We start from the raw sequence: 20350 nt of genomic DNA on the forward strand, positions 1-20350 counted from the left end.
AAGATCAGCGGAGTTATCTCGCGCTGATCTCAAGTTCCAATTAGCTACAGCCGCTTGTGGAGCCGCAGGTGTCGCATTTCAGGCAGGTACCGTTGCGGACCATGGTGAAGTTGCCGCATTCTGCGCAGCTTTCGCCTTCATAGCCCTTCATGCGCGCCTGAGCGACCTGGCTGGCAACGGATGGCTGTGCAGCAGCTGGAGTTGCTGTGCCAACAGTTGCTGTTGCGGTTGCTTCGCCGCCACGCTGGAACGCGGTTGCAATGGCATCAGACTGAGCTGTGATCGCACCGGCCAGCTGAACAGCTGGATCACCACCTGGAACCAGACGGAACTTTTCGGTCTGACCACGAACAAGGCCGTGAGACACGATCGCCGGTCCACCTTCATCACCTTGACCTTCAGCAGAAGAGCGGGAGGTGGAGGTTGCGCTGTCCAGCGCTTCCGGCGGAACGTGTGCCAGATCGTTACGACCCAGATAGGATACAGCGAGCTCACGGAAGATGTAGTCAAGAATGGATGTTGCATTCTTGATCGCATCGTTACCCATCACCATGCCAGCAGGCTCAAAACGGGTGAAGGTGAATGCGTCTACGTATTCTTCAAGCGGCACGCCGTACTGCAGACCAAGAGAGATCGCGATTGCGAAGTTGTTCATCAACGAGCGGAACGCAGCGCCTTCCTTGTGCATGTCGATGAAGATCTCGCCGATGCGGCCATCTTCGTATTCGCCGGTTGTCAGGTACACTTTGTGGCCACCAACGGAAGCCTTCTGAGTGTAGCCTTTGCGGCGGTTCGGCAGCTTTTCACGGTTGCGAACAGCACGCTCAACGATGCGCTCAACAACACGCTCTGCAACAGCTTCCGCCCGAGCAGCCTGTGGCTGTGCGAGGATGTCATCAACGGTATCTTCTGCATCATCCTCATCGTCTTCCAGCAGCTGAGCGTTCAGCGGCTGAGACAGCTTGGAACCATCGCGGTAAAGCGCGTTAGCTTTAAGGCCAAGCTTCCAGGAGAGCATGTAAGCGTCTTTACAATCCTCAACGCTGGCAGTGTTTGCCATGTTGATGGTCTTGGAGATCGCACCGGAGATGAACGGCTGAGCCGCTGCCATCATCTTGATGTGGCTGTCCACGGACAGGAAGCGCTTACCAATGCGGCCGCATGGGTTCGCACAGTCAAACACTGGGTAATGCTCTTCCTTCAGGTGCGGTGCACCTTCCAGGGTCATAGCACCACAAACGTGGGTGTTTGCTGCTTCAATGTCTGCTTTGCTGAAGCCCATGTGGGACAGGAGATCAAACTCCATGTCTTCCAGTTGCTCAGCAGAAACGCCCAGCTTGCCGGTCAGCAGTTCGTCACCAAGGGTCCAACGGTTGAACACGAACTTGATGTCGAAGGCAGAGCCAAGGGCGCCAGCCAGTTTCTCAAGCGCTTCATCATCAAAGCCTTTTGCTTTTAGGCTGGCCTCATTAATGGCTGGAGCCTGAGCAATGGAACCGTGACCAACAGCGTAGGCTTCGATCTCGCCAATTTCAGCTTCAGAGTAACCCAGAGCGCGAAGAGCTTCAGGCACAGCGCGGTTGATGATCTTGAAGTAACCGCCACCAGCAAGCTTCTTGAACTTCACCAGCGCAAAGTCAGGCTCAATACCAGTGGTGTCACAGTCCATCACCAGACCGATAGTACCGGTTGGCGCGATAACAGTGGTCTGCGCGTTGCGGTAACCGTGCTTTTCACCCAGTTCCAGTGCCTTGTCCCATGCCAGACGGGCACGTTCAACAAGGTCAGACTGCGGGCAGTTGGCAGCGTCTAGAGGAACAGGCAGGGTGCTGAGTTTCTCATAACCCTGCGTATCGCTGTGGGCAGCGCGGCGGTGGTTACGGATCACGCGCAGCATGTCCTTCGCGTTTTCCTCATAACGAGGGAACGCACCCAGCTCACCAGCCATCTCAGCGGAAGTGGCGTAACACACACCGGTCATGATTGCGGTGATCGCACCACACAGCGCACGGCCTTCGTCACTATCATATGCAATACCGGAGGTCATCAGCAGGCCGCCGATGTTGGCGTAGCCCAGACCCGTGGTGCGGTATTCGTAGGACAGCTCTGCAATCTGCTTGGAAGGGAACTGCGCCATCATGACGGAGATCTCAAGCACGATCTGCCAGAGGCGGGTCGCATGCTCAAACTTGTCAAAGTCGAACTGACCGTCATCCTGACGGAACTGCAGCAGGTTCAGGGAGGCAAGGTTACAAGCCGTGTCATCCAGGAACATGTACTCAGAACATGGGTTGGATGCGCGGATCTCGCCGCCCTGCGGGCAGGTGTGCCACTCATTGATGGTGGTGTGGTACTGCAGGCCTGGGTCAGCAGAAGCCCATGCCGCGTAACCAATCTGCTCCCAAAGCTCTGCAGCTTTGATGGTCTTCTTGGTTTCACCGTCGATACGGCCAATCAGATCCCACTCGCCATCAGCAGTAACAGCTTTCAAGAAGCCATCAGTTACGCGAACGGAGTTGTTGGAGTTCTGGCCGGAAACGGTCAGATATGCCTCAGAATCCCAGTCTGTGTTGTAGGTTGGGAATTCAATGGTCTTGTAGCCCTGACGTGCGAACTGAACCACACGCTGGATGTAGTTTTCAGGAACCATTGCCTTCTTGGCAGCGCGCATTTCGCGCTTCAGGGCAGGGTTCTTTTTCGGATCAAAGCAATCGTCGCCGCTGCCTTCGCAGTTGACGCAAGCTTTCATCACAGCCTGAAGGTGCTTCTGACACACTTTGGAACCAGTTACGATCGCCGCAACCTTCTGTTCCTCATGCACCTTCCAGGTCACGAATTCTTCGATATCCGGATGGTCGATGTCGACCACAACCATCTTCGCCGCACGGCGGGTGGTGCCGCCGGACTTGATCGCGCCCGCTGCACGGTCGCCGATCTTCAGGAAGCTCATCAGGCCGGAGGACTTACCACCGCCTGCCAGACGCTCACCGCTTGCACGCAGAGAAGAGAAGTTGGTGCCGGTGCCGGAACCGTATTTGAACAGACGCGCTTCACGAACCCACAGGTCCATGATGCCGTTCTCATTCACAAGATCATCATCAACGGACTGAATGAAGCAAGCATGCGGCTGCGGATGCTCATAGGCGGTCGCAGAGCGTGTCAGCTTGCCGGTTTCAAAGTCAACGTAATGGTGACCTTGGCTTGGGCCATCAATGCCGTAAGCCCAATGTAGACCGGTGTTGAACCACTGCGGGGAGTTTGGCGCGACTTTCTGAGTGGCGAGCATGTACCGCAGTTCGTCATAGAACGCCTGCGCATCAGCTTCGCTGTCAAAGTATCCGCCTTTCCAGCCCCAGTATGTCCAAGTGCCTGCCAGACGATCAAAGACCTGACGGCTGTCGGTTTCAGAACCGAAGCGCTTGTCTTTAGGCAGCTTGTTCAGCGCCTTGTCGTCTGCAGTTTTGCGCCACAGCCAGGAAGGGATCGTGTTTTCTTCAACGGCCTTCAGCTTTGCAGGCACACCTGCCTTACGGAAATACTTCTGAGCAAGAATGTCTGAGGCAACCTGAGAGAATTGCTTTGGAACCTGAATGTTCTCAAGGCGAAACACAACGGACCCGTCTGGGTTACGGATCTCACTTGTGGCATTGCAGAATTCAATATCTGCGTAGGGGGATTGTCCTTCCGCAGTATATCGGCGCTCAATTCTCATATTTAGCCCCTTATCGCACCCGGTGAAGATCACCGCGGCGCATCTCGGTTTTGAGAGATCAGATAGCTAAGATTTTAATCAAAAATCCGCCGCCGGTTTCGACTAATCCGCCATCTGGTATTTATACTAGTTAACGCAGGCAAAGTGGTACGCAATCTGATGCTATCACAATATCTAGTGTGTCGATAATATATTAACACAATATTTAGCTTGCAATTGGCAAAAAAAAGCGACCGCCGGAACTGAAAATAAATCCAACTCCTAGCACTCGAAGCTACTTAAATTTGGTGAACTCCCGGCCGAGGCCGCACTATCCTGAACACGTCTTGATTTCGACCTCAAACTAGATTGAATCGGAAACCATCGTCAAGGTCGATCTGTCCACTGCTTGTGTGCATAAGAGGGATCGGAACACCAAATATTGTAATCTGTGTGGATTGTGTGGAGCTTCAAGTATGTCCGAAATGGGGCACAGGCAGCAGAACCCTGCCATTTCCGCAAAGCCAAGCGAAAAAGCAAACTCAACCTCATTTTTTCTGGGGGATATTTTTCGGAAAAATTATTCAGTGGATCACAAAAAATCGCAGGTAAAAAAGTCTGTGCACCCCACGCAATTTTACGCAGTAGTTGTATGGAGAGATCATATATAGTTTCTCAATTACCTTCAGTATCTGGTTAGGTTAAATTAGCGAGCAGATATGCATCACACCTCCTTCGGCAAGGACATTTCTCAGTTAGATGTGGTTCTTGTGGAACAGTCAAAACCCACCCAAGCAATCCTAAGGGGCATATTAGGTACCCTGAAGCTGGGGCGCGTACGTGTCTATGACAGTCCCAAGGATGCATTGCCGATGCTTATCTCGGACCCACCAGATATAGTGTTGTCCGGATGGGAGATGAAACCGGTCAGTGGCTTCCAGCTTTTAAAGCTGATGCGCTCAGGCCGAATCCCTGAACTCATCAACGTTCCGCTCGTCTTCATCACCGCTTACGGCACCCGCGCGCTCGTAACCCGCGCCATGGAAGCAGGGGCCCACCATCTGTTGGTGACACCTATTTCCTCTGCTGTGCTGAAGAAGTCGCTGGAATCAATCTGTAAGGATCGCCGTCAGTTCGTGCGCAATGAGGATGGTGGTTTCATTATTGATGGCACGGCAAGACGTCTGGAACAGAATCAGGCCAAGTTTGCGGCGCTCAACAAAGCGCGCGAATACCAGAAGGACGAAAACGTTCCCGCGCCCGAATCTGAACCGGCACCGCCGCCGCGCATACAGCGGGGCAGGGACGACAATGAACCGCTTTCCCTCAAGGATCTGGAAGTCGGCAACATTTCACCGGCAGACAAATTCAGTCAAAACCCGTACTTGCCGCGCAGAGCCAAGAAGTGAAGACGCAAAATGAGGGGCAGAATTGGGAAATTGATAACTGACCCTAGGATATTTTAAGCGACTTCCGGTGAATAGTTGAAACTACGGTACTCAAAGACTGGACAGGCAGGCCAACACTCGTCATATTCCAGCAAAATTTACAAGCCAGCGATCTGGAAAGGCCAGACACATGAAACACCTTCTGCTTACGTTCTTCACATGGTGGAACAGTGACACGTGGGGCACTCGCTTCTTCACTTGGAGAAAGGGTGAGTTCGTCGGTACCGATGAGTTTGGCAACAAGTACTATAGAGAGCGTGGCGGCAAGCGTCGCTGGGTGATCTATAAGAACCTCGCAGAAGCCTCCCTGATCCCTGCCGGTTGGCACGGTTGGATGCACTACCGCACTGACACGCCTCCAACAGAGATGGAATACGTCAAGCGCGACTGGGAAGCAGATCACCAGCCAAACCTGACAGGCACACCAAACGCCTACCGTCCAAAAGGCTCCATCCTGACCCCGGAAAAACGTCCGGAAGTGACCGGAGATTACCACGCCTGGACACCTGGCGAATAAGTCAGAACATCAGTTACAAAAAAGCCCGGTCAGATGACCGGGCTTTTTTTATTCGGAAAATCTGCGCTGATTACATCGCGTCTTCACCGATCAAACCGAGACGGCGATCGAGATAACCGGCACAGTTATCAATCAGGCCATCAACGTGGTTCTCGAAGAAGTGGTTCGCGCCAGGCATTTCCTGGTGATCGATGATGATACCCTTCTGGGTCTTCAGCTTGTCGACCAGAGCCTGAACGTCTTTCTGCGGAACAACCTTATCCTGCTCACCATGAATAATGAGACCGGAAGACGGGCAAGGCGCAAGGAAGGAGAAGTCATGCAGGTTTGCTGGTGGAGCAACGGAAATGAAGCCTTCCACTTCTGGACGACGCATCAGAAGCTGCATACCAATCCACGCACCAAACGAGAAGCCTGCAATCCAGCACGCGCGTGCATCCGGATGAACAGTCTGCACCCAGTCCAGCGCTGCTGCTGCATCAGACAACTCGCCCTGTCCATGATCGAACTGGCCTTGTGAACGACCGACACCGCGGAAGTTGAAGCGCAGAACCGCAAAGCCACGTTTCGCAAACATGTAATACATCTGATAGATGATCTGGTTGTTCATCGTCCCGCCGAACTGCGGATGCAGATGAAGCACCAATGCGATTGGAGCATTGCGTTTTTTAGCTGGATGGAAACGGCCTTCTAGCCGCCCTGCAGGGCCATTGAAGATCACCTCAGGCATATACTGCAAAATCCTTTTGTTTTGGTCGGCAGCAAATGACCGCCGATTTTTTGGTACACTGGATCAATGTCGATTAAACTTGACTGCGAAGGGCAAGTTTACTAGAACCAGTTTAGAATTATTCTACGGTGAATCTCAAGGACTACACTGAAAATCGACCTCTATTGGAGAAAGGTATATCCAACTCGGCGCACTCACGTTATAGACCTCAACGAATTCAAAGGGAACTCACTAACCCTTATCGTAAGCACCGTGGAAAATATCAAGGTTTCCATTTCCATAGAGACCCAATTAGGGCACTAAAGAACCCCATTTTCTGTGTTAAACTATGACAACGAACCGCGAACTGACATATTTAGACTATAACGCCAGCGCTCCGTTGAGGGAAGAATCTCTTTTAGCTCTTCAGGAAGCATATAAAGCCGCTGGCAATGCGTCCTCTATTCACAGCAGCGGTCGGCGCGCCCGGGCGATCATCGAAGATGCAAGGCACAAAATTGCAGATCTGGTAGATGGCAATCCGGCGAACATTATTTTTACAAGTGGTGCTTCTGAGGCGAATGTAACGGCATTATCGCCCACTTGGTTGAAAAATGGCGAGCCCTATATTCTGACCCAGGTTTTTGTGAGCGCAATCGAGCATCCCTCCGTTATCGCAGGTGGCCGATTTGCAGCTCAGAACGTACAGAGCATTCCGGTTGACGAAGAAGGCCGTGTCATTGTCGGCGAACTTTCCAATATGTTGGATGCTCTGGGTGAAGATGAAACAGTTCTTATTTCCGTGATGGCCGCAAACAGCGAAACTGGTGTTTTGCAGCCGCTGCAGGAAATAGGCGTACTGGTAGAAGATAAAGGTCACATCTTCCATGTGGATGCAGTCCAGATGGCGGGTAAGGAACCAATTTCCATGGCCATGATTGGCTGTAACTCCATGTCGATCTCCTCCCATAAAATCGGAGGTCCGCAAGGGGTAGGCGCTCTTATCTTAGATAAGGGGGACTTCAGGCCAATCCCGCTGCTCACCGGTGGCGGACAAGAGTCGTGGAGAAGAGCAGGCACAGAGAACACAGCAGGGATTGCAGGATTTGCAGTTGCGGCAGCGCAATCAACTGATCCTGATGAACATGCTAGAATTTTGCGCCTGCGAAACCATATGGAGGAGAGAGTGAAACAAATCTCTCCTGATGCGATCATCTTTGGTAAAGATGTCGCGCGTCTTGGCAACACGACGTGTTTCGCAGTTGAAGGGATTTCAGCTGAAACCGCGCTCATCAACTTTGATTTGTTTGGTGTGGCAGTTTCATCTGGATCAGCTTGTTCTTCCGGCAAAGTAGGCGCATCCCATGTGCTTCTTGCGATGGGGGTGCCGGAATCACTGGCGCGGGGCGCAATCCGGGTAAGCCTGGGTTGGGCAACGACCGAAGACGACGTCGAGCGCTTTTTAGGCGCTTGGACGAAAATTTATAAACGAATGAAGCCCACACAGAAGGGGTGAGCGCCAAATATAAAAATAAACGAGGACAAAACCCTCGTATAAATAAGGATGCACTGTGTTGCGACAGCGCATCTGTTAGATAGGGCAAAAGGGTCCAATAAGGTGTACCCAATGCGGCTTTGAACCGCGTATGGAGACAAAGCATGGCGGCAGTCCAGGAAACAATTGATCAGGTCAAAGCAATTGACGTTGATCAGTATAAATATGGCTTTGTAACGGATATCGAAAGTGAGCTTGCTCCCAAAGGGCTCAACGAAGATATCATTGCGTTCATCTCAGCCAAAAAAGAAGAACCGGAATGGATGCTAAACTGGCGTCTGGAGGCGTTTCGTCGTTGGAAAACGATGGAAGAGCCAACATGGGCGCGTGTTGAATATCCGAAGATCGACTTCGAAGACCTTCACTATTACGCAGCACCAAAGAACACTGAAGGGCCCAAGTCCCTTGATGAAGTGGATCCTGAACTGCTGGAAACCTACAAGAAGCTAGGTATTCCGCTGTCCGAACAGGAAATCCTCGCCGGTGTCGCACCTGAAAACCGCGTCGCAGTTGACGCCGTGTTCGACAGTGTGTCCGTTGCAACCACCTTTAAGGAAGAGCTTGCCAAAGCTGGCGTGATTTTCTGCCCGATCTCCGAAGCGGTTCGTGAGCATCCGGAACTGGTGCAGAAGTATCTTGGCTCAGTCGTGCCGGTCTCCGACAACTTCTACGCAACTCTGAACTCCGCAGTCTTCTCTGACGGCTCGTTCGTGTACGTACCACCAGGCGTTCGCTGCCCAATGGAACTGTCCACGTACTTCCGTATCAACGAGAAGAACACCGGTCAGTTCGAGCGTACACTCATTATTGCAGATAAAGGCTCTTACGTCTCTTATCTGGAAGGCTGTACAGCTCCTCAGCGCGATGAAAACCAGCTTCACGCAGCTGTTGTTGAGCTCGTTGCGCTCGAAGATGCAGAAATCAAATACTCCACCGTTCAGAACTGGTATCCAGGCGATTCTGAAGGCAAGGGTGGTATTTACAACTTCGTGACCAAGCGTGGCGATTGCCGCGAAAAGAACTCCAAGATCTCTTGGACACAGGTTGAAACTGGTTCTGCTATCACTTGGAAATACCCAAGCTGCATTCTGCGCGGTGATAACTCCCAAGGTGAGTTCTACTCCATTGCGATCTCCAATGGTCACCAGCAGATCGACAGCGGTACCAAGATGATCCACCTGGGCAAGAACACGGCCAGCCGGATTATCTCCAAGGGAATCTCAGCAGGTGTTTCTCAAAACACCTATCGCGGGCAGGTTTCCGCGCATCGCAAGGCATCTAACGCACGTAACTTCACCCAGTGTGACTCGCTTCTCATTGGCGATAAGTGCGGTGCCCACACCGTCCCATACATCGAAAGCAAGAACTCCTCAGCGGTGTTCGAGCACGAGGCGACAACCTCCAAGATCTCTGATGATCAGATGTTCTACTGTCAGGCCCGTGGCCTTGATGAGGAAGAAGCTGTCGCGCTGATCGTGAATGGTTTCGTACGGGACGTAATCCAGCAACTGCCAATGGAATTTGCAGTTGAAGCTCAAAAACTGATTTCCATCAGCCTTGAAGGAAGTGTGGGCTAAAACGCGGACAGATCCCGCGTTTGCCTCGTACCTATTGAAGAATTGAAAAGACGAGAACGATAGATGCTTGAGATTAAAAACCTGCACGCCGAAGTTGATGGCAACAAAATCCTTCGCGGCATTGACCTGACTGTTCGCCCGGGCGAAGTCCACGCAATCATGGGTCCAAACGGTTCTGGTAAGTCCACCCTGTCTTATGTTCTGGCAGGCAAAGAAGACTACGAGATCACCGAGGGTTCCATCACCTACAACGGTGTGGACTGGTCTGAGCTTGGCGCTGATGAGCGCGCAGCAGCTGGCATGTTCCTGGCATTCCAGTACCCGATCGAAATTCCGGGTGTTGCAACCATGACCTTCCTGAAGACGGCTTTGAACGCACAGCGCAAAGCACGTGGTGAAGACGAAATCTCCACCCCGGACTTCATGAAGCTCGTACGCGAGAAATCCAAAGAGCTCAAAGTCACACCTGACATGCTGAAGCGTCCGCTCAACGTTGGTTTCTCCGGCGGTGAAAAGAAGCGCGCTGAAATCCTGCAGATGTCTCTGCTTGAGCCAACACTGTGCGTTTTGGATGAAACAGATTCAGGTCTGGACATCGATGCACTGCGCATCGTTTCCGAAGGCGTCAACCAGCTTCGCTCCCCAGAGCGCTCCATGATCGTGATCACTCACTATCAGCGTCTGCTCGATCACATTGTACCGGACGTCGTGCACGTTCTGTCCAAAGGTAAGATCGTAAAGACCGGCGGCAAAGAGCTTGCTCTTGAGCTGGAGAAAAACGGCTACGCTGACTACGTCGACGAAGAAGCTGCTTGAGCTGGAGGGTAACCGATGAATGCTCCGGCAAAAATTCAAGAGACAAAAGCAGAGCAGAGCCTGAACGCTCAGTTCGACGCAACTCTCGCGCAAACAACGCAAGATAACGCAAACCAACGCAAACAGGCGTGGGACGCTTTCAAAGCAAAAGGCATCCCGCACCGCCGCGTTGAAGAGTGGCACTACACTGACCTGCGCACCAAGATGACCGATGCGTTTGCATTGGCATCCAAGACGTCACCAAAGGCTGACGCTCTGAAGGGCGCTGGTGGCGATCTGGAGACCTACCGCATTGCGATCGTCAACGGTCGTTATGTACCGGAACTGTCTTCAAATCAGACACTTGTAGGTCTTACTGTATCCGAGGCTGATGGCTTCCTGGCCGCTCAGCTTGGCACAGACGATGCCATGGCGCACCTCAATCAGGCTCTGGTTCAGGGCGGCATAACCATCAAGATTGATGCAGATGCAACCATTGAAACGCCAATTGAGATCGTGCGTTACACCGACGGCACAGAAGTCAGCTCCTACGCAGGCACCTCTGTTGAGATTGGCTCCGGCGCAAAAGCGCTCATCATCGAAAGCTTCGAAGGTGACGCGGAAGCCGCTTACCAGTCCAACGCTCTGACAGAAGTGAAAGTGGGCGATAAAGCCAACATTCACTGGCTGAAATTGCAGGTGGAAAGCGAAAAAGCGCAGCACATTGAGACGCTTAGCATTGAGCTGGGTGCGGAAACCAATTTCCAGCACTTCATCTACAATGAAGGCTCAGCTCTGTCCCGTGCACAGCTCTTCCTGGAGTTCAAAGGCGAGGGCACCCACGCAGGTCTGCGCGGTACATGCCTGCTCAAAGACAGCCAACATGCTGATATTACACTGTTTGTGAACCATGCAGTGCCAGAATGTGAAAGCCGCGAATACTACCGCGCCGTCGTAGACGACAAAGCCCGCGCAGTCTTCCAAGGCAAGATCATTGTGGAGCCAGGCGCCCAGAAGACAGACGGTCAGATGATGATCAAGTCACTTCTTTTGAGCGATACTGCTGAAATCAATGCCAAACCTGAGCTGGAAATCTTCGCAGACGACGTTCAGTGTGCCCACGGTTCTACCACCGGCGACATTGACGAAGACCTGCTGTTCTACCTCATGGCACGTGGTATTCCGGAAGCACAGGCGCGTAAAATCCTCGTTCTCGCATTCCTCTCTGAAGCTATTGAGGAATTTGAAGAGGAGCGCTCTGTAGAATTGCTGGAAGCAATGACACGCAAGTGGCTCCACGCCGACGAGATGGTGAGCGAATGACCAAGGTCGACAACACGGCTTTCACAGCTCCATATGACGTAGAGAAGGTTCGGAAAGATTTTCCGATCCTCTCCACGCAGGTCTATGGCAAGCCGTTGGTGTACCTGGATAATGGCGCTTCGGCCCAGAAACCGCAGGCAGTGATTGATGCAATCACCAAAGCCTACAGCCAGGAATACGCCAATGTGCACCGTGGCTTACACTATCTGTCGAATACAGCCACTGAAAACTTTGAGGCGGCACGCGAGGTTGTGCGCCGCTTCCTGAATGCTCCAAGCGTGGATGAGGTGATCTTCACCAAGTCAACCACGGAAGCAATCAACCTTGTGTCCTACGGTCTGGAAGAAGACATTCAGGAAGGCGATGAAATCATCATCTCCATTCTGGAGCACCATTCCAACATCGTCCCTTGGAACTTCCTGCGGGAACGCAAAGGCGCGGTCATCAAATGGGCACCGATTGCAGAAGACGGTACGTTCCTAATTGAGGAATTTGAAAAGCTCCTGACGGATCGCACCAAAATCGTTGCAATCACCCACATGTCCAACGTCACCGGAACAGTTGTTCCTGTGAAGGAAGTGACACGTCTTGCGCACGAACATGGTGCAAAAGTCCTGATCGACGGCTCACAGGCTGCAGTTCATATGCCTGTAGACGTTCAGGATATCGGCTGTGACTTCTATGCGGTCACCGGGCATAAGCTGTATGGTCCAAGCGGCATCGGCGTGCTCTACGGCAAGAAAGAACTTCTCAACCAGATGCGCCCGTTCCAGGGCGGTGGTGAGATGATCAAGGACGTGACCGAGTGTCTCGTCACTTATGCCGAAGCACCGCATCGCTTCGAAGCTGGTACCCCGCCAATCGTCCAGGCTATTGGATTAGGGGCCGCACTTGACTATATGGATAGTCTGGGGCGCGAAAATATCGCATTGCATGAAGCGTCCCTACGTGATTATGCAGAGCAGCGCTTAAAGGAAGTCAATTCCCTCAAAATCTTTGGCAATGCCAAGGATAAGGGATCTATCTTCTCCTTCGAGATTGAAGGGGTGCATGCCCACGATATCTCAATGGTGATTGATAGAGCAGGCGTTGCAGTTCGGGCAGGGACGCATTGTGCGCAGCCGCTATTGGCTCGCTATGGTGTGACCAGTACATGCCGTGCAAGTTTTGGCCTGTACAACACCCACGAAGAAGTCGACCTTCTGGTAGAAGCCTTGCGTAAAGCGCAGATGATGTTTGGTTAGGACCTATGACAGACAACACACAAACAAGCGAGTTCTCTGACGGACCTTTGACAACTCCGGAAATCAACCAGAGTTCTGCGATTCCTGCAGAAGAACTGGAACGTTTGACCGGTGATATCATTGCTGCGATGAAGACCGTTTTCGATCCGGAAATCCCGGTCGATATCTACGAACTCGGTTTGATCTACAAGGTTGATATCGAGGACGATCGCACGGTTAAAATCGACATGACCTTGACCGCTCCAGGCTGCCCGGTTGCTGGCGAAATGCCGATCTGGGTAGAAAACGCAGTAAGTTCAGTACCTGGCGTTGGTGCTGTGCAGGTAGACATGACCTTTGATCCTCCATGGGATCCAAGCCGCATGTCTGACGAAGCTCGCGTCGCATTGAACTTCTTCTAAGGTTCGAACAGCGCTTACAATGTATGGCACCTCGACTGTGTTGAGGTGCCCATGGAGGGTGCAAAATGGCCTCAGGTTTTCAGGTATTACAGCTGACAGAGGAAGCAGCTGAGCACATCCGCACACTGCTTGATGCAAGTGACGCTGATCCACTTGGATTGCGCGTTTCCATCAAGTCCGGTGGCTGTGCTGGTATGGAATACGAACTGGATCTGGTAACAGAAACAAAGTCTGGTGACGATGTGGTGGAAGACAAAGGCGTGAAGGTCTTTGTTGATCCGGCTGCAACGCTTTATCTGCTTGGAACGGAAATGGGTTTTGAATCCACCAAGTTCCGCTCTGGCTTTACCTTCAAAAATCCAAATGAAGTATCTGCTTGCGGCTGCGGTGAATCCGTAGAGTTGCAGGCGGCTGACCTTTCAAAGTTCGCTCAGAAAAACTAATAGTGCTCCTTTAAGAGCAGCTATGGCAATAGGTGGGGTGCCATGTCTCTTTTTAATTCATTGAAAAACGATAATCTCGAGACGTGGCATTCCTACACAAAACATGAGTTTGTCCAGGGCCTTGGCGACGGAACGCTGCCGATTGAGGCCTTCAAAAAGTATCTGGTTCAGGACTATCTTTTCCTCATCGAGTTTGCCCGTGCCTATGCGCTTGGCATGTACAAGTCCACTGATCTGACCCAGATGAGAAAGTGCCTTTCCTCCGCTAAAGGCATTCTGGAAGTAGAGATGGGTCTTCACATCCGCCTTTGCGAAAGCTGGGGGCTTTCAGAAGCTGAAATCGTGGCAACGCCGGAAGAGCCAGCCAATCTGGCCTACACCCGATATGTTCTCGACACTGCGATGAAAGGCGACATGCTTGACCTTAAAGTCGCACTTGCACCATGTGCAATTGGATATGGCGAAATCGGAGCGGAACTTGCAAAGCAGGATGGTGCACTGGATCCAAGCAATCCGTATGCGGAGTGGATTAAAGAGTACTCCAGCGATGAGTATCAGGAACTCGCAGCTGATGCTGTGAAAGAGATCGATGATCTCGGCGAACTCTACGCCACAGACGCCCGCTACGCCAAATTGTCTAGAATATTTAGAGAGGCCACTAGACTTGAGGCCAATTTCTGGCAAATGGGCCTCGAGCTATAATCATTCAAAAGATCACATCACATTTCTGTGAGTGGATGAAGTAGGCAATATTCTTGTCGGTGTTTGACTGAATATTGCAAGCTTTCGGTATATTTATTTCTTTTGGTGATAGCTTATGTCTTTGTCCGCATTTTTTCTATCTGATAAACGCCCGTTATTTCTAAAGAATATCCGCTGCCGCCCCATGTTTGGCGGTCACGGATACTATGCAAACGGCAAAATGTTCGCGCTTGTGCGTGAAAAGTCTTTGTACCTTAAGGCAGGTTCCGGCAACGTTGCTGACTTCCTTCTGACCGGTCAGTTGCCCTACATCCATCAGTGTTTTGGCGAGTACTTCCCGACAAACTTCTATTCAGTTCCGCTGGATGTTGTTGAGGACGAGGACCAGCTGACCAAGTGGATTGCAAAGGCAATCCGGCAGCTGGAACAAGCCGAGAAAACAGCTAAGGTATCTGTCACATTGGACAGCCGACAAAAAAAGACGGCAACCATACGATCTGCCGTCCCGAACCCGTTCTTCTTTTAAAGTTAGTCGTTTAAATCAGGCAACCTGTGTCACGCTGGGGATTTTTTTCTCTTCCTCAGCTTTCACTAGGTTGCGGCCAGCCTTCTTCGCTGCATAAAGCGCAAGGTCAGCACGAGAAACCATGCTCTCCGCACTGTCGCCCGGACGGAAGGTGGAGATGCCAATGGAAATTGTGATACGGCCAAGGTTCTCACCCGTGGAGCGTTTCACCAGTTCCTTTGCGACAACGTTCTTACGGATCTTCTCCGCAATCACTTTCGCATCTTCAATGGTGGTACGCGGCAGAATAATGCCAAACTCTTCACCGCCATAACGACACGCGATGTCGTTGTTTTTCACATTCTGCTTCACAGCCAGTGCAACAAGACGAAGAACCTGGTCACCGGTCTGGTGGCCGTAGTTGTCGTTGAACTGCTTGAAGTGGTCGATATCTGAAATCAGCAAGGAGAGGGGCGCATGGCTCTCTTCTGCTTCCTTCACCGCGCGCACCAGGCTCTGATCGAAGTGCTTGCGGTTGTTCAGCGTGGTCAGCTCATCGGTGAGCGACTCATAACGGATCGCTTCCAAACCTTCCTGCAGAACGCCAATCTGGCGACGGGAATCAACCAGCTGTTCGCGAAGCTCCTGATTGCTTTCAGCAGTCTCAGTGGTCAGCTTGGCAAGATGGATCACAAGTTTGGAAAGTTGAGAACGATCACTCACGTTCTCCAGAGCACTCAAAGTACGCGCAAGCTCTTCACCGTATTCGGTGGTCTTCAACGTGCCTTTATCAAGAGCAGAAATCAGCTCCCGGACTTCCTCGGAGATCTTGTCGCCAACTTCGTCAATGCGTTCGCCCAAACGGTTTGGCGACAAAAAACGGTTGTAGATCTTCTGAGTTTCTTCAGGAGAGATTTTGCCGTCACGGGCAAGAATCTTATTGATGGTCCGGTTGAGAGCCCGGTTAAATCCGGATGCGTAAGAATACCACAGCTCATAGTTGCGTGGAAACGCTGGAAGCTTATTCGTTTTGATGTAATCGAGCGCACTGTCTGCATAAACAATAGTACGCTTGAACTCGTCTTCTTGACTCATGATTGCATCACCGCGTCACGGATAGGGCTACCCCATAGTTAATAAGCTAATTTAACATTAGCTTATTTAATGGGATATACCTAACCAGTGGTTAACCTCAGGAAAATGGGCTATCGGCTTTGAACTTTGGAACGAGTTTCCCGCAGCAGGAACGCCGGAATGTGGCTTGCATTACGGAAAATCGCTTCATCCTTAGGTTGGTTAGCGCGGCGACCACCTCGTGCACGTGCTGGAGCACGGCGTTCGGTGTGCATTGGAACCATAGGTTGCTCTTCCAAACCAGCTGGAACAGAATCAGCTTCCTGAACTGGAGCCTCCTGTGCTTCTGTTTTGGACTTACGTGAGCGATTTTTATCTTTCTGACCACGGGTAGAGCGGCGGCGAGATTTCTTTTCTTCGACAGGCGCTGAGAAGTCGACAGGTTCGCCAACCCATTCCAGTTCCTTGCCAATGGTCTCGTTGATCGCTTGCAATGCTTTCTCGTCCTTACCCGTCACAATGGAGATTGCGGTGCCGTCACGGCCTGCACGTCCTGTCCGGCCAATCCGGTGGACGTAATCTTCGGCCTGAATCGGCAGATCGAAGTTGAATACGTGACTTACGCTCGGAATATCCAGACCGCGTGCTGCAACATCACTGGCAACAAGGATCTTGATGTTACCTTTTTTGAAGTTGTCCAGCATGGTCATGCGGGAGCGCTGGTCCATATCGCCGTGCAAGGCGCCAACGGAAAACTCGTGACGAACAAGCGAGCGGAAGAGGGTGGCTACATCGCGCTTACGGTTACAGAACACGATCGCGTTCTGAAGATCTTCAGCACTTTCGATCAGCTCACGCAGCTTAGCGCGCTTCTCGTAATCTTCCGGCTCTGCTGCAGCAATACGCTGTGTCACCGTTTCAGCCGTAGTGGAAGCTTTAGCCACTTCAACCTTGGCAGGATTCTGCAAGAATGTATCGGTCAGACGTTGAATTTCGCTCGGCATTGTTGCGGAGAAGAACAGGGTCTGACGTGTAAACGGGATAAGCTTACAGATGCGCTCAATGTCCGGAATGAAGCCCATGTCCAGCATGCGGTCGGCTTCATCAATCACGAGGATATCAACGCCCTGCAAAAGCAGTTTGCCGCGCTCGAAGTGATCCAGCAGGCGGCCAGGTGTCGCGATCAGAACATCCGCGCCACGCTCCAGCTTGCGATCCTGCTCAGCGAAGGAAACACCGCCGATCAGCAGAGCCACGTTCAGCTTGTGATTGACACCATAACGGTTGAAATTGTCTTCCACCTGCGCAGCAAGCTCACGGGTTGGCTCAAGAATAAGAGTTCTTGGCATCCGGGCGCGCGCACGGCCTTTTTCCAGAAGAGTAATCATCGGCAAAGTAAAGCTTGCCGTTTTCCCGGTTCCGGTTTGAGCAATGCCGAGGACATCTCTGCGTTCTAAAACGTAAGGGATGGCGCCTGCCTGAATGGCAGTCGGCTCTGTGTAACCAGAGGCTTCAACAGCGGCGAGAACTTTCTCACTAAGTCCGAGAGTGGAAAACGACATATGGCATGTTCTTTACGATAATTAAGGAGAGAAGCTGGAATCCGTATGATTTACAGGTTTCTCCAACCAGTTTGGCGGAACACTACATTTCTAAGCAGCGTTGTCAATAAATTCTGCGGCATAACCGATATATTCCTTCAAGTTATGCCAAGGTTGCTGAGTTCTAACCTACGTAAAACTCAGCAACTATTCAGAATTAAGGCTCTTTTAAATATCCAGATCAGTCGCGAACTCCGCGCGCTCCTGAATGAAGTTGAAGCGAGCCTCAGGTTTGTTGCCCATCAGCTGCTCAACAGCGCTGCGGGTCTCAATCACTTCATCTTCGCCAACAACCACTTTCAAAAGAGTGCGGCGTTTCGGGTCCATGGTGGTTTCTTTCAGCTGCGCTGGCAGCATCTCACCCAGACCTTTAAAGCGACCAATTTCAATCTTGCCGTTCTTTTTGAAGGAGGTCTTCAGCAGCTGCTCACGGTGCTCATCATCACGGGCATACAGCGTCTTGCCGCCCTGACTGATGCGATAAAGCGGAGGAACAGCCAGATAAAGGTGCCCGTTGTTGATCAGATCAGGCATCTCTTTATAGAAGAAGGTAATCAGCAGCGCCGCAATGTGCGCACCATCAACGTCCGCATCGGTCATGATCACGATGCGCTCATAACGCAGATCTTTATCGTCGTAGTTGGAACGAGTGCCACAACCCAATGCCTGAATAAGATCAGAGAGAAGCTGGTTGGCTACAAGCTTGTCACGACCAGCGTTTGCAACGTTCAGGATCTTACCACGCAGCGGTAGAACAGCTTGTGTTGAGCGATTACGGGCCTGCTTTGCAGATCCACCCGCTGAGTCACCTTCCACGATGAACAGTTCAGTACCATCAGACTTACTGGTAGAACAATCTGCCAGTTTACCCGGCAAACGCAGACGGCGAACAGCGGTCTTACGAGCAACGTCTTTTTCCTGACGACGCTTCAGGCGCTCTTCCGCACGATCAATAACCCATTCCAGCAACTTGTTGGCTTGGTTCGGGGAAGCAGTCAGCCAGTGGTCAAAGGCGTCACGAACAGCATTTTCTGCAATACGTGTCGCTTCGTTGGTTGCGAGCTTGTCTTTAGTCTGACCAACAAACTCCGGCTCACGCACAAATACGGAAAGCATACCAGCAGCGGACGTCAGAACATCGTCGCCAGTAATAATAGAAGCTTTCTTGTTGCCGATCAGCTCACCATAAGCCTTCAGGCCACGGAGCAGGGCATAACGCAGCCCGGTCTCGTGCGTACCGCCTTCCGGGGTTGGAACGGTGTTACAATAAGAATTGACGAACCCATCGCCTGCAAACCAGGCAACAGCCCACTCAACAGCACCGTGCTTGCCGGTTGCTTGTGTGCGACCTGCAAAGACCTCATCAGTCACGCGGCGTTCTTTGCCCAACGCCTCTTCCAGATAATCCTTCAGACCACCCGGGAAATGGAAGGTTGCACTTTCAGGAACACCATTGGCTTCATCTGCCAGAGACTTGGCGCAGCGCCAGCGAATCTCAACACCGCCAAACAGATAAGCCTTGGAACGGGCCATCTTCATTAGCCGGGCAGGCTTGAACTTCAGTGTTTTGCCAAAGATTTCCGCATCCGGCTTGAAGCGCACCATGGTGCCGCGGCGGTTGTGAACATCGCCAACCAGTTCCAGCCCACCGTCAGCAAGGCCGCGGCGGAACGTCTGGCGATAAAGTTTCCGGTTACGGGCAACCTCAACCACCAGCTCTTCAGAGAGCGCGTTCACAACGGAAATACCCACGCCGTGCAAACCACCGGAGGTCTCGTAGACTTTACTGTCAAACTTACCGCCAGCGTGCAGGGTCGTCATAATGACTTCCAGCGCAGACTTGTCTTTATATTTTGGGTGCGGATCAATCGGGATCCCGCGACCGTTATCTGTGATGGTCAGATAGCCATCGTCACTCAAGGAGACATCAATCCAGCTGGCGTGGCCGGCGACGGCCTCATCCATGGAGTTGTCAATCACTTCAGCAAATAGATGGTGCAGCGCTTTTTCATCCGTACCGCCAATATACATACCCGGACGGCGACGGACTGGCTCCAGCCCTTCAAGCACCTCAATGTCGGCAGCAGTATATTCCGCATCACCCGCAGCCGCAGGAGGAGGAGTCCGGCCTGCGCTGGATGATTTGGCAGGGGAGGACGGTGCGCTTGCTGCTGGTGCTTGTTTCTTCTCAGTGCTGCCAGAAGAGGATGTTAGCTCATCCATGCTTTTGGTAACATCTGCAAACAGATCATCAGGCGTGCTCATCGTACCTCTTTGGTCTTGCGCTCAGTAGTCTCGAATCAAACGGCAGTTTTGCAGGACTGAGAGAAAAGGGCAAAGATCTGCCGGAGTTCTACTCTTGTTCCTTGTGGGTAAGCGCCAGATATACGCTTTTTCGCTTACCTGAATGTGCCGAGCCCCACCTTTAGTGGGCATCTGACAGCCATATGCGCCATTCGCGGCGAAAATACAAATGGCATTTCTGATTACCCTATGGCCTGTGGTCAAAACTTTACACCGCGCATACACAATGCAGTAGCGTCATGTGCTGTAGATTGTTGCGAGCTTGCAACATGAAATTACGCTGACCCGAATGGTCGAAACTGACACTGGTTCGGTAAAGGCAAATTGGATAGTTTGCCTTGTCCATGTTTGAGAGGTGGTCGAACTGTGTAGGTTTTTTGTCAATCAGATTGAAAGCTAGGCATTTGTAAGATCATTTGTGACAATTTGAAGATATGTCGCCTTTGGAAACAAAATTGACA

The 20350-nt window shown here is 51.8% G+C and carries 16 protein-coding genes; 11 read left to right on the forward strand and 5 right to left on the reverse strand.

All coding sequences use genetic code 11. From position 1 onward, the window contains the following. Positions 1-40: 40 nt before the first annotated feature. On the reverse strand, positions 41-3712 hold the full coding sequence (locus AC3CB2_RS05280) for a vitamin B12-dependent ribonucleotide reductase (protein WP_352930362.1): 3672 nt from the start codon (positions 3710-3712) through the stop codon (positions 41-43). A gap of 698 nt (positions 3713-4410) precedes the next feature. Between AC3CB2_RS05280 and AC3CB2_RS05285 the strand changes: the two genes are divergently transcribed. Beyond that, positions 4411-5100 (forward strand): response regulator, encoded by a 690-nt coding sequence (locus AC3CB2_RS05285; RefSeq protein WP_352930360.1) that lies wholly within the window; start codon positions 4411-4413, stop codon positions 5098-5100. A 169-nt stretch (positions 5101-5269) separates the two neighbouring features. Continuing rightward, positions 5270-5656 (forward strand): NADH:ubiquinone oxidoreductase subunit NDUFA12, encoded by a 387-nt coding sequence (locus tag AC3CB2_RS05290; RefSeq protein ID WP_352930358.1) that lies wholly within the window; start codon positions 5270-5272, stop codon positions 5654-5656. A 70-nt stretch (positions 5657-5726) separates the two neighbouring features. Here the strand turns inward: AC3CB2_RS05290 and AC3CB2_RS05295 are convergent, their stop codons facing one another. Beyond that, the gene (locus tag AC3CB2_RS05295; protein WP_008547038.1) at positions 5727-6386 is read right to left on the reverse strand and encodes an alpha/beta hydrolase; all 660 of its coding nucleotides are present in this window, start codon (positions 6384-6386) and stop codon (positions 5727-5729) included. A gap of 328 nt (positions 6387-6714) precedes the next feature. On the opposite strand from AC3CB2_RS05295, the gene AC3CB2_RS05300 reads away from it, so the two are divergent. The 9 genes from AC3CB2_RS05300 to AC3CB2_RS05340 all read left to right on the forward strand — a co-directional run bounded on the left by AC3CB2_RS05300 (position 6715) and on the right by AC3CB2_RS05340 (position 14931). Beyond that, on the forward strand, positions 6715-7881 hold the full coding sequence (locus AC3CB2_RS05300; protein ID WP_352930356.1) for a cysteine desulfurase family protein: 1167 nt from the start codon (positions 6715-6717) through the stop codon (positions 7879-7881). Positions 7882-8024: 143 nt separating this feature from the next. Continuing rightward, positions 8025-9497, forward strand: a complete 1473-nt coding sequence (gene sufB, locus AC3CB2_RS05305; RefSeq protein WP_008546371.1) for a Fe-S cluster assembly protein SufB — start codon at positions 8025-8027, stop codon at positions 9495-9497. A 63-nt stretch (positions 9498-9560) separates the two neighbouring features. After that, positions 9561-10313, forward strand: coding sequence for a Fe-S cluster assembly ATPase SufC (gene sufC / locus AC3CB2_RS05310; protein WP_014285569.1), 753 nt, complete (start codon positions 9561-9563; stop codon positions 10311-10313). A gap of 15 nt (positions 10314-10328) precedes the next feature. Further along, positions 10329-11615 carry a Fe-S cluster assembly protein SufD gene (gene sufD, locus AC3CB2_RS05315; RefSeq protein ID WP_352930354.1) on the forward strand — a complete coding sequence of 429 codons (1287 nt, stop codon included), beginning with the start codon at positions 10329-10331 and terminating at the stop codon, positions 11613-11615. Further along, positions 11612-12859 (forward strand): cysteine desulfurase, encoded by a 1248-nt coding sequence (locus tag AC3CB2_RS05320; protein WP_352930352.1) that lies wholly within the window; start codon positions 11612-11614, stop codon positions 12857-12859. Before sufD ends, AC3CB2_RS05320 begins: the two co-directional genes overlap by 4 nt. A gap of 5 nt (positions 12860-12864) precedes the next feature. Next, a complete protein-coding gene (locus AC3CB2_RS05325; protein WP_008546804.1) occupies positions 12865-13260 on the forward strand; it encodes an SUF system Fe-S cluster assembly protein in 396 nt (131 codons plus the stop codon). Positions 13261-13325: 65 nt separating this feature from the next. After that, complete coding sequence (locus tag AC3CB2_RS05330; protein ID WP_352930350.1) at positions 13326-13703, forward strand: HesB/IscA family protein; 378 nt, start codon at positions 13326-13328, stop codon at positions 13701-13703. Between the two features lie 42 nt (positions 13704-13745). Beyond that, a complete protein-coding gene (gene tenA, locus AC3CB2_RS05335) occupies positions 13746-14405 on the forward strand; it encodes a thiaminase II (RefSeq protein ID WP_008546838.1) in 660 nt (219 codons plus the stop codon). 115 nt (positions 14406-14520) lie between these two features. Further along, the gene (locus tag AC3CB2_RS05340) at positions 14521-14931 is read left to right on the forward strand and encodes a TfoX/Sxy family protein (protein ID WP_352930348.1); all 411 of its coding nucleotides are present in this window, start codon (positions 14521-14523) and stop codon (positions 14929-14931) included. A gap of 15 nt (positions 14932-14946) precedes the next feature. Here the strand turns inward: AC3CB2_RS05340 and AC3CB2_RS05345 are convergent, their stop codons facing one another. From AC3CB2_RS05345 to parE, 3 genes are all read right to left on the reverse strand, one after another. After that, complete coding sequence (locus AC3CB2_RS05345) at positions 14947-16005, reverse strand: GGDEF domain-containing protein (RefSeq protein ID WP_008547239.1); 1059 nt, start codon at positions 16003-16005, stop codon at positions 14947-14949. A 110-nt stretch (positions 16006-16115) separates the two neighbouring features. After that, on the reverse strand, positions 16116-17546 hold the full coding sequence (locus AC3CB2_RS05350) for a DEAD/DEAH box helicase (protein ID WP_352930346.1): 1431 nt from the start codon (positions 17544-17546) through the stop codon (positions 16116-16118). Between the two features lie 207 nt (positions 17547-17753). Further along, a complete protein-coding gene (gene parE / locus AC3CB2_RS05355) occupies positions 17754-19850 on the reverse strand; it encodes a DNA topoisomerase IV subunit B (RefSeq protein ID WP_352930344.1) in 2097 nt (698 codons plus the stop codon). Positions 19851-20350: the final 500 nt, after the last annotated feature.

The organism is Pseudovibrio sp. SCP20 (assembly GCF_057774105.1).